Origin of the sequence: Pseudomonas sp. SG-MS2, assembly GCF_009933855.1 — a bacterium.
GTDB classification, from domain to species: Bacteria; Pseudomonadota; Gammaproteobacteria; order Pseudomonadales; family Pseudomonadaceae; genus Aquipseudomonas; species Aquipseudomonas putida_E.
This window is the reverse complement of sequence record NZ_MOMO01000155.1, coordinates 1-11,912: the sequence shown is the minus strand read 5'-3', so window position 1 is coordinate 11,912 and position 11,912 is coordinate 1. Positions and strand designations below refer to the sequence as shown.

Sequence of the window (11,912 nt, the reverse complement as noted above, 5' to 3'; positions counted from 1 at the left end):
ACGGGGGTTGCATGGCAGCGCAGAAATATTTGGAAATTACGCGGTAGCGGTGAACTTACACGGAAAATTTCCTATCAGACTTTGGGAAGCAACCTACTCTTGATGAGACCTTAACCCAAGGAGTGTCTGGTTATGCGAGTTCCGTCTCTTCTGGCCCTGGCGGCCGCTGGCGCCCTGCTGCTGCCCATGGCAGCCACCGCTGGCAACTTCCCTGCCGGCAAGGAGGGTGCCTACATGACGCAATGCAAACAGGTGGCGCAAGGTCAAGGTGTCGACGCTGCAACTGCAGACAAGCATTGTTCGTGCGGCGCGCAAGCCATCAAAGATAATTTCACTGATAAGGAGATCGAAGACCTGGACAGCAATGACGGCGTTGACGCCAAGCTGATGCAGAAGGCACAGACCGTCGTGCAAGCGGCCTGCAAGCCGAAATGAGCCATGCGCAGAGGGCTTTCCGGGCTTTATTTGCCCTGGATCAGCATCCTGCGAAGGTAAAAGACGCTACAGGCGCAGAATTAGACTATTATGGTGTCCGTGCTCCGTAGCCTCGGCCACATTGCACCACTGAAAATTAAATGTTCTGGAGATTCACCCATGTCCAATCGCCAACAAGGCACCGTCAAATGGTTCAATGATGAGAAAGGCTACGGCTTCATCACCCCAGCAGGCGGCGGCGACGACCTGTTCGTTCACTTCAAAGCCATCGAATCCGACGGCTTCAAGAGCCTGAAAGAAGGCCAGACTGTTTCCTTCGTTGCCGAAAAAGGCCAGAAGGGTATGCAGGCTGCGCAGGTTCGTCCGGAGTAATTCGGATAGCTGTAAAAAAACCCGCCCTTGTGGCGGGTTTTTTTATGGGCGTTTGCCAGGGCAGCATACGCCTGCCCTTCGTAGGGGCTGCATCAACCGCAGTTGACGCGGGTCACCTTGCCCTGCTCGTCCACATTCAGGTTGAGGCGCTCGGAGCGGTACTCCAAGGTCACCATGTCATGTGGCTTGAGAATACGGGCAATCTGTGAGCCACTGGCCTTGCGCGCCTGCTCGAGCAGGTCGGCACTGCCTTGCTTGCCAATGGCGAAATCGGCACCGCTGGCCTCGCAGCGGCCGTCGTTACCTGCAACTGCAGCAGGGGCGCTGCCGCCGTCAGAGTTGCCACCAGTGCTGCAACCAGCCAGCACAGCAGCGACCAGCAAGGTTGCCAGGGAAGCACGGGTACGGAACATGAATCCTCCTAAATAGATCTGGGAACTGCCTGTTCCGACAGTTCCACCCTGAATTCGTTGCAAAACCGCACAAGTCTGCCCGAACTCACCGCGCATGGCGAAAGGCAATCGTGACCGGATTTTGCACCACGCAGTTGGTTTGCTTGGGCAGGCTTTTTATTCTTAAGTCGAAGAGCCATTGACGCAAAGTGATGATTTACTTTAAGAAGTGCAGGCACAGTGCCTGCTGCGAACACCAGGGTCAGGTGTTCGCCCCTCCGCCACAGGCCCAAACGAGAGCCTTTCATGAGCCACCACAGCATCGATGCCGACATCAAGGTCAAATGGGCGGAAGGCCAGAGCGCCTATAGCCCCAGCACGCCAGAAGAGCTGGTATTGATCGCCCTGGACCTGCTGGTGCGCGACCTGGGCAGCGAGGCGGCGCGCAACTTCATCGACCAGGTGTTCGAGCGCTACGCACCGCACGCCGCTATTGCAATCGAGCCAGGCGCGCGCTGAGCAGGTCGAAAAAGCCCTGGGCATCGCCCTCGCCCACCCACATCACGTTGGCCGGCTGCTTGAGCACGCCGTACCAGTCCGCGACGGTCTGGCCGAAGGTCGGGCCCTCGCGGCTGTCGACGCTCATGTGGATGCGCCGCCCGCTGAACAGCTCGGGCTTGAGCAGATAAGCAATGACGCTGGCGTCATGCACCGGGCCGCCGGGCATGCCGTACAAGTCCATGTCGTGCTTGATGTACGCATTGAGGATGTCCACCACGCGCTTGCTGGCCTGGTTGTTCACGGCTGCCAGCTGCTTGAGGCGGGCGTCACTGGTGAGCAGTTTGTGGGTGACGTCCAGTGGCAGGTAGGTCAGTGGCACGCCACTGGCCAGCACCACCTCGGCAGCGTGCGGGTCGGCGTAGAGGTTGAATTCTGCCGCCGGGGTGATGTTGCCGCCGTTGAAGTGGGCGCCGCCCATCACCACCACCTCTTTGATGCCTTTGGCGATGTCCGGGCGCTGGATCAGTGCCAGGGCCAGGTTGGTCTGTGGGCCGAGCATGGCCACGGTAATGCTGCGGGGTTCGGCAGCACTGAGCGTATCGACCAGATACTGCACGGCATTGCCCGGGGCCAGGGGCTTTTTCGGTTCATGCACCGGGACACCGGTCAGGCCTTCTTCGCCATGCACGTCGGCAGCGTAGATCGGCGTGCGCACCAGCGGGCGCCCTGCCCCGGCGTACACCGGGATGTCTTCGCGGCCGGCCCACTCGCGGGCCAGGCGGGCGTTGCGCGAGGTTTTGTCGAGGCGCACGTTGCCGGCGACGGTGGTGATGGCGCGGATGTTGAGTTCGTCCGGCGAGGCCATGGCCAGGAACAGTGCGACCACATCGTCGGCGCCGGGGTCGGTGTCGATGATCAGGTCGCGGGGTGCGGCCTGGAGCGTGGTGGTGGCGGCTGCGGCCATGAGGGCGAGTCCTTGTAGCAGAGGTTTGAGCATGGGGCACTCCTGTTGCCTTGGTGGTGAAGCGGTCGGGGCCGCTTGGCGGCCCATCGCCGGCAAGCCGCCCCCCCACAGACTAGGCTGGGAACTAGAAGGTTACGCCAGCTATGAGGGCGATGTTGCTGTAGGGCTGGCACTCGCCGGTACGCACCACGGCGCGCGCACTGCGCGACAACACCTTGAATTGCTCATGGCTCAGCCATTCACGCTTGCCGAGCTTGCCGCGCAGACGCTCGATCTCGACCAGGCCGGGCGGCACGACCTTCTGCATCTCTTCGGCCAGCACATGGCGCTCCACCTGCATCTCGCTGAGCACAGCGCGCAGCACGCTGGCGAAGTCGGGAATGCCCGGCGTCAAGGCCAGGTCGATCAGTTCGACCCCCGGCGGCACGGGCAACCCGGCATCGCCGATCACCAGGATATCGCCGTGGCCCAGCCCGGCAATGGTGCGCGACAGGGCAATATTGAGCAGCGCGGTCTTTTTCATGGGGCCAGCTCCGCCAAGGTCGGGATCGAAGGCTGCGCACCGGCGCGAGTGACGGACAGCGCCGCAGCGCGTTGACCGAAGGTGATCGCTTCACCCTCCTCCAGGCCGCGCACCAGCGCGGCTGCAAAACCGCCGACAAAGGTGTCGCCCGCTGCCGTGGTGTCCAGCGCTTTGACCTGCGGCGCAGGGAAGTGCCGGCTGCCATCACGACTGACGAACAGCACGCCCTGCGCACCAAGGGTGACGATGACCTTGCCGGCGCCCAGTTGCAGCAGGCGCTCGCCGGCACGGCGGGCGCTGGCCAGGTCGTTGACCGGCTCACCGGCCAGCGCCTCGGCCTCGCTTTCGTTGGGGATGAGGTAATCGATATGGGCGAACCACTGCGCGGGCAGCGGGCCGGTGGCCGGGGCCGGGTTGAGGATCACCGTCTTGCCCAGCTCACGACCCCTGGCCAGAGCCCAGGCCACGGTGTCGGCAGGCACTTCGAGCTGGCAGATGATCACCTCGGCAGCCTGCAGCAGCGCGTCGAAACGCTGCACGCTTGCCGGGGTAAGCTGGCCGTTGCCGCCGGGGATGATGACGATGCAGTTCTGGCTGGCGGCATCCACGGTAATCAGCGCCACGCCACTGGAGACGCCCGGGCACTCGCTTACCGCCTGGCAATCGATACCCTCCACTTCCAGGGCCTGGCGCAGCTGCTGGCCGTAGGCGTCAGCGCCGACGTTGCCGACCATGGCCACGCTCGCGCCCAGGCGCGCCGCAGCCACCGCCTGGTTGGCGCCCTTGCCCCCCGGCACGGTGAAAAAGCTTTCGCCGGCCAATGTTTCGCCAGCACGTGGCAGCCGCTCGGCGCGGGCCACCAGGTCCATGTTGAGGCTACCGACCACCACTACCTTGGCACTCATGGGCATTCCTTAGCGGTAATCATTGAACAGGTCCGGGCGCGGCCCGGTGGACTCGCGCAGCACGATGCGCGGGGCGACGATGCGTTGCTCTGCGCCATCGCGGCGGGGCGTAGCGATACGTGACAGCAACAGCGCCGCTGCACTTTCGCCGAGCTCGCGGATCGACTGGCCGACGGTGGTCAGCGGTGGGTACACGTAGCGGCTCAGCTCGATGTCGTCGAAGCCGATCACCGACAGCTCGCCCGGCACGTTGATGTTGCGTTCGGCAGCCGCACGCAGCACGCCGAAGCCGATCATGTCGTTGCCGGCGAAAATCGCCGTGGGCCGCTGGCCGTCGAGCAGCTGCCCGGCCGCCGCATGGCCGCCTGGGCTGGTGAAGTCGCATTGCAGGATGTGCGCCCCCTGCACGGCTACCTGCGCCTCGGCCATGGCGCGGTGGAAGCCGGCCAGGCGCAGCTGGCTGACCCCGGTCGCAGCCGGGCCGCCGATATAGGCGATGTCGCGATGGCCAAGCTCCAGCAGGTGCTGGGTGGCCAGGTACGCGCCCTGCTCGTGGTCGATGCGCACCAGGTCGGCGTCAACGCCTTCCAGCGCGCGGTCGACGATGACCATCGGGGTACGCACGCAGGCCAGGCTCTGCAGCAGGTCGCTGTCCTCGCCCACCGACGCCACCACCAGGCCGTCGATGCGTTTTTCCAGCAGCACGCGCAGGTAACTGCGTTGCTTCTGCGGGTTGTCATCGGAGTTGCACAGGATCACGCAATAGCCGTTGCGCTCGCAGGCATCTTCAATGCCGCGCGCCAGCTCGGCAAAGTAGGGGTTGACGCTGTTGGGCACCAGCAACCCGATGGTAGCCGTCGTGCGCGCCTTGAGCGAACGCGCCACGGCGCTGGGCACGTAGTCGAGCTCGACGATGGCCGCTTCGACCTTCAGCCGCACCTGTTCGCTGACCGGGCGGGTCTTGTTCAGTACATGGGACACTGTGGTGTAGGAAATGCCCGCGAGTGCCGCGACGTCTTTGATGGTTGCCATGTTTTCAGTTCCGCCGGCCTGCTCGCCGGCTACGGTAGGTGTCGAGCACCACGGCGATGACGATGACCGCCCCGGTGATGATGCGTTTGGTGGGTTCTGAGGCGCCGATCTGTGCAAGGCCTGCGGCCAGCACCGAGATGATCAACACACCGAAGAAAGTACTGATGACCGAGCCGCGCCCACCCATCAGGCTGGTGCCGCCGATCACTACAGCGGCGATCACCTGCAGCTCCAGGCCGGCGCCGGCATTGGGGTCGGCGGCTTCCAGGCGGGAAATCTGGAACAGCGCGGCCAAGCCTGCCAGCAGGCCCATCAGGGCAAACACCAGCACCTTGTAGGGGCGCGGGTCGATGCCGGCCAGGCGCACGGCCTCTTCGTTGGTGCCGATGCCGATCAGGTGGCGGCCGAACACGGTGCGGGTCAGCACCAGCTGGGCGAGGATGATCACCAGCAAGGCAATGATGAAGGCCGGCGAGATACCGTAGGCGATCGGGTTGGAGAACCAGGCGTAGGCATCGCCGATGTAGGCGGTGCGCGAGTCGGTGAACTGGTAGGCCAAGCCGCGGGCCATTTCCAGCACGCCCAGCGAGACGATGAACGACGGGATGCGCCAGGCCACCGTGACTGCACCGGTGATGCTGCCGGCAAGTGCGGCGACAGCCATGCCGAGCAAGGCGGCCGGCAGCACGCTCCAACCCCAGCCGAGGATGGCCACGCTGACTGCCGATGCCGCCAGCGCCAGCACCGAACCCACAGACAGGTCGATGCCGCCGATGATCAGCACGAAGGTCATACCCACGGCCAGCACCATCAGGTCGGGGATCTGGTTGGCCAGGGTGCTGAAGGTGGCGTACGACCAGAAGTGGCTGCTGAGCAACGAGAACAGCACGATCATGGCCAGCAAGGCGCCCGCCAGGCCCAGGTAGGTGCCGAGGCCGAAATAGGTGCCGCTGCGGCGCGCGGGGGCGCCGGCCTGTGTGTCGAGAGGTGTGGTTTTCATGCATCCATCCTGGGCGCTGCGTCGTGCAGCAGGGCGTCACGTTTCTGGTAGCCGGCGAAAGCGGCGGCAAGGAGCTGGTCCTGGCTCCAGTGGTCGCGCTCGAAGGTGTCGATCAGGCGGCCGGCCGACAGCACGGCAATGCGGTCGCAGATCAGCATCAGCTCGCGCAGGTCGCTGGACACCACCACCAGGGCCTTGCCCTGGCGTGCCAGCTCGGCCAGCAGGCCATAGATGTCGAACTTGGCGCCCACGTCGATGCCGCGGGTGGGTTCGTCGAACAGCAGCACCTGGCAGTCACGTTCCAGCCAGCGGCCGATCACCACCTTTTGCTGGTTGCCACCGGACAGCTCGCCGACCGCCTGGGCGGCATTGGCGCTGCGAATGCGCATGGCATTGATCTGGCGTTCGGCCAGGGCCTTTTCGGCGTCGCCGTCGACCACCCCGGCGCGGGACAGCGCGGCGAGGTTGCCCAAGGCAATGTTGGCGCTGATCGATTGCGTCAGCAGCAGGCCTTCGCCCTTGCGGTCTTCGGTGATCAGGGCAATGCCGGCCTTGACCGCCGCCTTGGGCGAGTCGATGGTCACCGCCTTGAGTGGCTGGCCGATTTCGATGCTGCCGCTGTCGGCGCGGTCGGCGCCGAAGATCAGGCGCAGCAGCTCGGTGCGCCCGGCACCAATCAGCCCGGAGATACCGAAGATCTCCCCTGCCCTGACCTGCAGCGACACGTTACGCACCTTGTCACCGCGGCACAGCCGGTCGACCTTGAGCAACGGCGCGCCGATCTGCCGGCGACACAGGTCGATGTGTTCGCCCAGCTCGCGGCCGACCATCAGGTTGACCAGTTCGGCGCTGCTGTAGCGCTGGATCGGCTCGTCGCACACCAGCTTGCCGTCGCGCAGCACCACGATGCGCTGCGCCACACGCTGGAGTTCTTCAAGGCGGTGGGAGATGTAGACGATGGCCACGCCGCGCTGGCGCAGGCGCTCGATCTGGGTGAACAGCAGCTCCACCTCGCGGGCGGTGAGCATGGCGGTGGGTTCGTCGAAGATCAGCACATGGCAGTCGCCGATCAGGTTGCGGGCGATCTCCACCATCTGCTGGTGGCCGATGCCCAGTTCGCCCACCGGGGTGTCCGGGTCGATGGCGTCCAGGCCAACCTGTGCCATGGCGGCCGTGGCCAGTTGGCGCAGGCGCTTCTGGCTGATCCAGCCGAAGCGGCTGGGCAGGTTGTCGAGGAACAGGTTTTCGGCCACGGTCAGGGTCGGCAGCAGGTTGAGTTCCTGCATGACCATGCGCACGCCAAGGCGCTCGGCGGCGCTACGGCTGCCAGGCGCATAGGCCTGGCCGCGGAAAGTCATGTGCCCGGTGGTGGGCGTTTCCAGGCCGCTGATGAGCTTGGACAGGGTGCTCTTGCCAGCGCCGTTCTCGCCGGTCAGGGCCAGCACTTCGCCGGCGCGCAGGGCCAGGCTGACGTCGCCCAGCACCGGTTGCGCGTAGCTCTTGCCCAAGCCGCTGGCAGCGAGCAGCACTTCATTGGCCGTTACAGGCATGGCCATGTCTCCTGGCCGTCAAGGCTTGGTGATGAGTTCGACCGGGGTCTGGATGACGTTGTCGGCGTCCACGTTCGGCTTCTGGCCCTGGAGCATCTGCAATGCCGCCTGAATGCCGTACACCGCCTGCTGGCTGGCCGCCTGGTCGAGGGTGGCAAGCACGCGGCCATCCTTGAGCATGGGCTTGATGGCGTTGATGTTGTCGTAGCCCACCACTTGCACCTGGCCGGTCTTGCCGGCGGCGCGCACGGCCGAGACAGCGCCCAGGGCCATGCTGTCGTTACCGGCCAGCAGCGCCTTGAGGTCGGGGTACTCGTTGAGCATGGCGGCGGCGACGGCGTTGCCTTTGTCGATTTCCCAGTTGCCCGATTGCACCGAGACGATCTTCATCTGCGCCGCCTCCATGGCGTCCTTGAAGCCGGCGGTGCGCTGCTGGGCATTGGTGGTGGTCGGCACGCCTTCGATGATGCCGACCTGGTCACCGGCCTTGAGCTTTTCCTTGGCCAGGTAGTCACCCACCAGACGGGCGCCCTTGCGGTTGTCGGGGCCGACAAAGGGGACGCTGAGGTTCTTGCTCTTGAGTACGTCGGGGTCCAGACGGTTGTCGATGTTGACCACCGTGATGCCGGCGTCCATGGCCTTCTTGATCACTGGCACCAGGGCTTTGGAGTCGGCCGGTGCGATGACCAGCGCCTTGGCACCGGTGGCGATCATCTGCTCGACGATGCGGATCTGGTTGCCGGTGTCGGTCTCGTCCTTGATGCCATTGGCCACCAGGTCGAATTCGTTGGCGTGGTCTTTCTGGTAGGCCTTGGCGCCGTCTTCCATGGTGCGGAAGAATTCGTTGGCCAGCGACTTCATCACCAGGGCGACCTTGGGTTTGTCTTCGGCATGGGCAGCGGACAGAGGCAGGGCAAGCGACAGCGATGAAATGACGGCGAGCGCCAGCAGACGACCGGGGAACGGCAGTTTCATGGGAGATGACTCCGAATCTTGTGGTTTTTATCGGATCGCAAACGTTTGCGTTGGCTAACTATGGAAACAGGATGAGGTTTTGTCAAATCCGTTTCGCTGCCGGGGGCTGCGTTGCTTCTGGCGCAGATTATCTTGGATTCTTCCGAAAAACCGAACAGGTTTTCCAATGTTTGTTCGGATTGCCGAATTCGAGGGGCCGCCTGCGCGCTCTTCAGGTCAAGCCCGGCCCACAGCCACAGCGGCATACAGGAAATTACAGCGCCCTACCAAGGATGGTACGAAAACTGCCTTGCACCCTGTGCGACACAGCAAAATCTCCTTTAGGAAGAGAGAACAATAATATGAATGCTGCACTGAAGACCTTCGCACCCAGCGCCCTGGCGTTGCTGCTTATCCTGCCAACCGCTGCTTCGGCGAAAGAAGCCCAAACCCAACAGAAGCTGGCCAACGTGGTCATCCTCGCAACCGGCGGCACCATTGCCGGCGCCGGTGCAAGTGCTGCCAACAGTGCCACGTACCAAGCGGCCAAGCTGGGCATCGACAAGTTGATCGCCGGCGTGCCGGAGCTTGCCGGCATTGCCAACGTGCGCGGCGAGCAAGTGATGCAGATCGCCTCCGAAAGCATCAGCAATGACGACCTGCTCAAGCTGGGCAAGCGCGTCGCCGAACTTGCCGAAAGCAAGGACGTCGACGGCATCGTCATCACCCACGGCACCGACACCCTGGAAGAAACCGCCTACTTCCTCAACCTGGTAGAGAAGACCGACAAGCCGATCGTGGTGGTGGGTTCCATGCGCCCGGGCACCGCCATGTCGGCCGATGGCATGCTCAACCTGTACAACGCCGTGGCCGTGGCCAGCGACAAGCAGTCCCGCGGCAAGGGCGTACTGGTGACCATGAACGACGAGATCCAGTCAGGCCGCGACGTGAGCAAGGCGGTCAACATCAAGACCGAAGCGTTCAAGAGCGCCTGGGGCCCGATGGGCATGGTGGTGGAAGGCAAATCGTACTGGTTCCGCCTGCCGGCCAAGCGTCACACCGTCAACTCGGAATTCGACATCAAGCAGATCAGCAGCCTGCCGCAGGTCGACATCGCCTACGGCTATGGCAACGTGACCGACACGGCCTACAAGGCACTGGCACAGAACGGCGCGAAAGCGCTGATTCATGCCGGTACCGGCAACGGTTCGGTGTCGTCGCGCGTGGTGCCGGCACTGCAGGAGCTGCGCAAGGATGGCGTGCAGATCATCCGCTCGTCGCACGTCAACCAGGGCGGTTTCGTGCTGCGCAACGCCGAGCAGCCGGATGACAAGAACGATTGGGTTGTGGCGCACGACCTGAACCCACAGAAGGCGCGGATCCTGGCCATGGTGGCAATGACCAAGACCCAGGACAGCAAAGAGCTGCAGCGGATTTTCTGGGAATACTGATTGCTGCATGACAAGGGGCTGGTGTGGTGGCTACACCGGCCCTTTTTCGCGGTTTAACTCGCCACGGATCGGCCACCCACAGCCCTCCGCTTTTTTACCTTACACGCAGTTGCGAAATACCTTACAGTGAAATACTGTACGCGCATACAGCAAAACAAGGAAAAGCCCCGTGGCCAGTACCGCCCCTGCAACGCCGAGCAGTTATGAACAACTGGGTACGCGTATCCAGAAAATCATCAACAGCCCCATCGCTCAACGTAGCCGCGCCGCCCTGATCTTCCGCCTGGAACAGGAGTCGCCCGACGACTGGGAAACCCTGCTCGAGGAGATCGCCGAGAACGACAACGTCACCCTCGCCCACCGCGACGATGGCGGTGTGCAGATTTTCTGGACGGTGCCGAAGGACGATTGACCGCGCAAGGGGCCTAGGCCAGTGCCTGCAGGTAGGCGCTGGCCTGCCGATAACGGGCCAGCCGTGCCAGGTCGGCCGGGCCTGGGCAGGCGATGCGTGAAAGGTCGCTATTGTCGGCCAGGTCGGCCATTTTGACGGTACGCGCCAGCGGGTCGCAGCCAAGGCGCACGACGAAATCCTCGTAGCTTTCGCCATCACGCCGGCTCAAGGCCAGCAAGGCGGCCAGGATCTTTAGCGTGAAGCCCTCGCGGGCAAGGTCGGAAAGTGTCAGCGGCGTGTCTTCGATCACGTCGTGAAGCACGGCGACGATGCGCTGTTCGGGCGTGGACACCTGCATCATCACCCGCAGGGGGTGCAGGATATACGCCGCACCGCCTTTGTCGTATTGCCCTTCATGCGCTCTGGTGGCTACCACGATGGCCCGCTCCAGTGTAGACATGAGGCCCTCCCCGTTTCAGCCGTCTCACAGAGCAAGCATAGACGGGTCGGGTTACAGATGACAGGCGTCTGTTCCGGCGCTTTCACAGCCAACGGGAAAAGGCGGCTCGCCTCTATGCAGGCACCTGAGTGCATGGCATCGGCTGCGCCGGTGATCGCCGGCAAGCCGACTCCCACACTAGAGGCCATACTACAAAGTCAGCGCTGCGCACCGTGCTGAATGACAACCGAATCCGTACCCAGCTTGGCCATGACCTCTGCCTTGCGCGCTTCGGCCTCTTCCTTGGTGGGGAAAGGCCCCAGCAGCACCACCGGCTTGCCATTGCGGTATTCGACCGAGGACGGGATGCCCTTCTCGATCAGGCGGGCGGTCATGTCGCTCAATGCACCCATGTTGGCGCCCTGGATCACCTCGACATCCCAGCCTTGGGGGGCAGGCTGATCGGCCAAGGCCTCGGCGCGGCGCTGCAACTCGGCGCCCCCGCAGATTTCGCGGATGCGCAGGTTGTTGCCATTGTCGTCGACAATAATGTCGTACTGGCCACCCTCACCCTTGACGGCGACGTAGCTGCGGTAGGCTTCGTACTGCCCGGCATCGTCCTTGCCACGCACCTGACCGCAAATGGTGCCTTTGGTGTCGATCCGCACGTTGCCGAACTTGGCGGTCTTGGGGTTGTGCAGGTGCTCGGCCACCTGCTTGTGCACACCTTCGACCTCGTTCTCACAGCCCACCAGGGCCAGCACTGCCATTACCACTGCCAGTTTGCGCACGCGTGTACCTCCCGTTTCGAAGCGGCGGATTCTAGCATGGCGGCCCATGGCCCGGACCGCGACCATACGTTACACCTTGCTACATACCGGCCACCCACCGGACGCGCACAATGCAAAAAGGGCGACCCTTTCGGATCGCCCTCTCTGATGTTTGGTAGGCACAATTGGACTCGAACCAACGACCCCCACCATGTCAAGGTGGTGCTCTAACC

Annotated in this window: 15 protein-coding genes; 5 read left to right on the top strand and 10 right to left on the bottom strand. The window is 63.6% G+C overall.

Annotated features, from left to right (window positions below):
- Positions 1-132 precede the first annotated feature (132 nt).
- Both BLX42_RS12765 and BLX42_RS12760 read left to right on the top strand, forming a co-directional pair.
- Positions 133-435 (top strand): hypothetical protein, encoded by a 303-nt coding sequence (locus BLX42_RS12765; RefSeq protein ID WP_115275249.1) that lies wholly within the window; start codon positions 133-135, stop codon positions 433-435.
- A 159-nt stretch (positions 436-594) separates the two neighbouring features.
- Positions 595-807: a cold-shock protein gene (locus BLX42_RS12760; RefSeq protein WP_012313861.1), complete on the top strand. Its 213-nt coding sequence runs from the start codon at positions 595-597 to the stop codon at positions 805-807.
- Between the two features lie 92 nt (positions 808-899).
- Here BLX42_RS12760 and BLX42_RS12755 read toward each other — a convergent pair whose 3' ends face one another.
- The gene (locus BLX42_RS12755; RefSeq protein ID WP_115275251.1) at positions 900-1,220 is read right to left on the bottom strand and encodes an I78 family peptidase inhibitor; all 321 of its coding nucleotides are present in this window, start codon (positions 1,218-1,220) and stop codon (positions 900-902) included.
- A 285-nt stretch (positions 1,221-1,505) separates the two neighbouring features.
- Here BLX42_RS12755 and BLX42_RS12750 point away from each other — a divergent pair, with 285 nt between their 5' ends.
- The gene (locus BLX42_RS12750; protein WP_012313859.1) at positions 1,506-1,718 is read left to right on the top strand and encodes a hypothetical protein; all 213 of its coding nucleotides are present in this window, start codon (positions 1,506-1,508) and stop codon (positions 1,716-1,718) included.
- On the opposite strand, the gene BLX42_RS12745 is transcribed toward BLX42_RS12750, so the two are convergent.
- The 7 genes from BLX42_RS12745 to BLX42_RS12715 form a co-directional block, all read right to left on the bottom strand.
- A complete protein-coding gene (locus BLX42_RS12745; RefSeq protein ID WP_161871908.1) occupies positions 1,690-2,697 on the bottom strand; it encodes a nucleoside hydrolase in 1,008 nt (335 codons plus the stop codon). The two genes, BLX42_RS12750 and BLX42_RS12745, sit on opposite strands and share 29 nt — an antisense overlap.
- A 91-nt stretch (positions 2,698-2,788) precedes the next feature.
- On the bottom strand, positions 2,789-3,187 hold the full coding sequence (gene rbsD / locus BLX42_RS12740; protein WP_012313857.1) for a D-ribose pyranase: 399 nt from the start codon (positions 3,185-3,187) through the stop codon (positions 2,789-2,791).
- Complete coding sequence (gene rbsK / locus BLX42_RS12735) at positions 3,184-4,092, bottom strand: ribokinase (RefSeq protein WP_161871907.1); 909 nt, start codon at positions 4,090-4,092, stop codon at positions 3,184-3,186. The genes rbsD and rbsK overlap by 4 nt, the downstream gene beginning before the upstream one ends.
- A gap of 9 nt (positions 4,093-4,101) precedes the next feature.
- Positions 4,102-5,124, bottom strand: coding sequence for a LacI family DNA-binding transcriptional regulator (locus BLX42_RS12730; RefSeq protein ID WP_115275255.1), 1,023 nt, complete (start codon positions 5,122-5,124; stop codon positions 4,102-4,104).
- A 4-nt stretch (positions 5,125-5,128) separates the two neighbouring features.
- A complete protein-coding gene (locus BLX42_RS12725; protein WP_125923343.1) occupies positions 5,129-6,124 on the bottom strand; it encodes an ABC transporter permease in 996 nt (331 codons plus the stop codon).
- Positions 6,121-7,674: a sugar ABC transporter ATP-binding protein gene (locus BLX42_RS12720; RefSeq protein ID WP_161871906.1), complete on the bottom strand. Its 1,554-nt coding sequence runs from the start codon at positions 7,672-7,674 to the stop codon at positions 6,121-6,123. The genes BLX42_RS12725 and BLX42_RS12720 overlap by 4 nt, the downstream gene beginning before the upstream one ends.
- Positions 7,675-7,692: 18 nt before the next feature.
- Positions 7,693-8,649 carry a sugar ABC transporter substrate-binding protein gene (locus BLX42_RS12715; protein WP_046787181.1) on the bottom strand — a complete coding sequence of 319 codons (957 nt, stop codon included), beginning with the start codon at positions 8,647-8,649 and terminating at the stop codon, positions 7,693-7,695.
- Between the two features lie 341 nt (positions 8,650-8,990).
- Here BLX42_RS12715 and BLX42_RS12710 point away from each other — a divergent pair, with 341 nt between their 5' ends.
- Both BLX42_RS12710 and BLX42_RS12705 read left to right on the top strand, forming a co-directional pair.
- Positions 8,991-10,079 carry an asparaginase gene (locus BLX42_RS12710; RefSeq protein WP_046787182.1) on the top strand — a complete coding sequence of 363 codons (1,089 nt, stop codon included), beginning with the start codon at positions 8,991-8,993 and terminating at the stop codon, positions 10,077-10,079.
- A 169-nt stretch (positions 10,080-10,248) separates the two neighbouring features.
- The gene (locus BLX42_RS12705) at positions 10,249-10,491 is read left to right on the top strand and encodes a DUF1654 domain-containing protein (RefSeq protein WP_039602925.1); all 243 of its coding nucleotides are present in this window, start codon (positions 10,249-10,251) and stop codon (positions 10,489-10,491) included.
- A gap of 13 nt (positions 10,492-10,504) precedes the next feature.
- Here the strand turns inward: BLX42_RS12705 and BLX42_RS12700 are convergent, their stop codons facing one another.
- The gene (locus BLX42_RS12700; protein WP_046787183.1) at positions 10,505-10,930 is read right to left on the bottom strand and encodes a bifunctional (p)ppGpp synthetase/guanosine-3',5'-bis(diphosphate) 3'-pyrophosphohydrolase; all 426 of its coding nucleotides are present in this window, start codon (positions 10,928-10,930) and stop codon (positions 10,505-10,507) included.
- A gap of 197 nt (positions 10,931-11,127) precedes the next feature.
- Positions 11,128-11,700, bottom strand: coding sequence for an SPOR domain-containing protein (locus BLX42_RS12695; protein WP_046787184.1), 573 nt, complete (start codon positions 11,698-11,700; stop codon positions 11,128-11,130).
- Positions 11,701-11,912 lie beyond the last annotated feature (212 nt).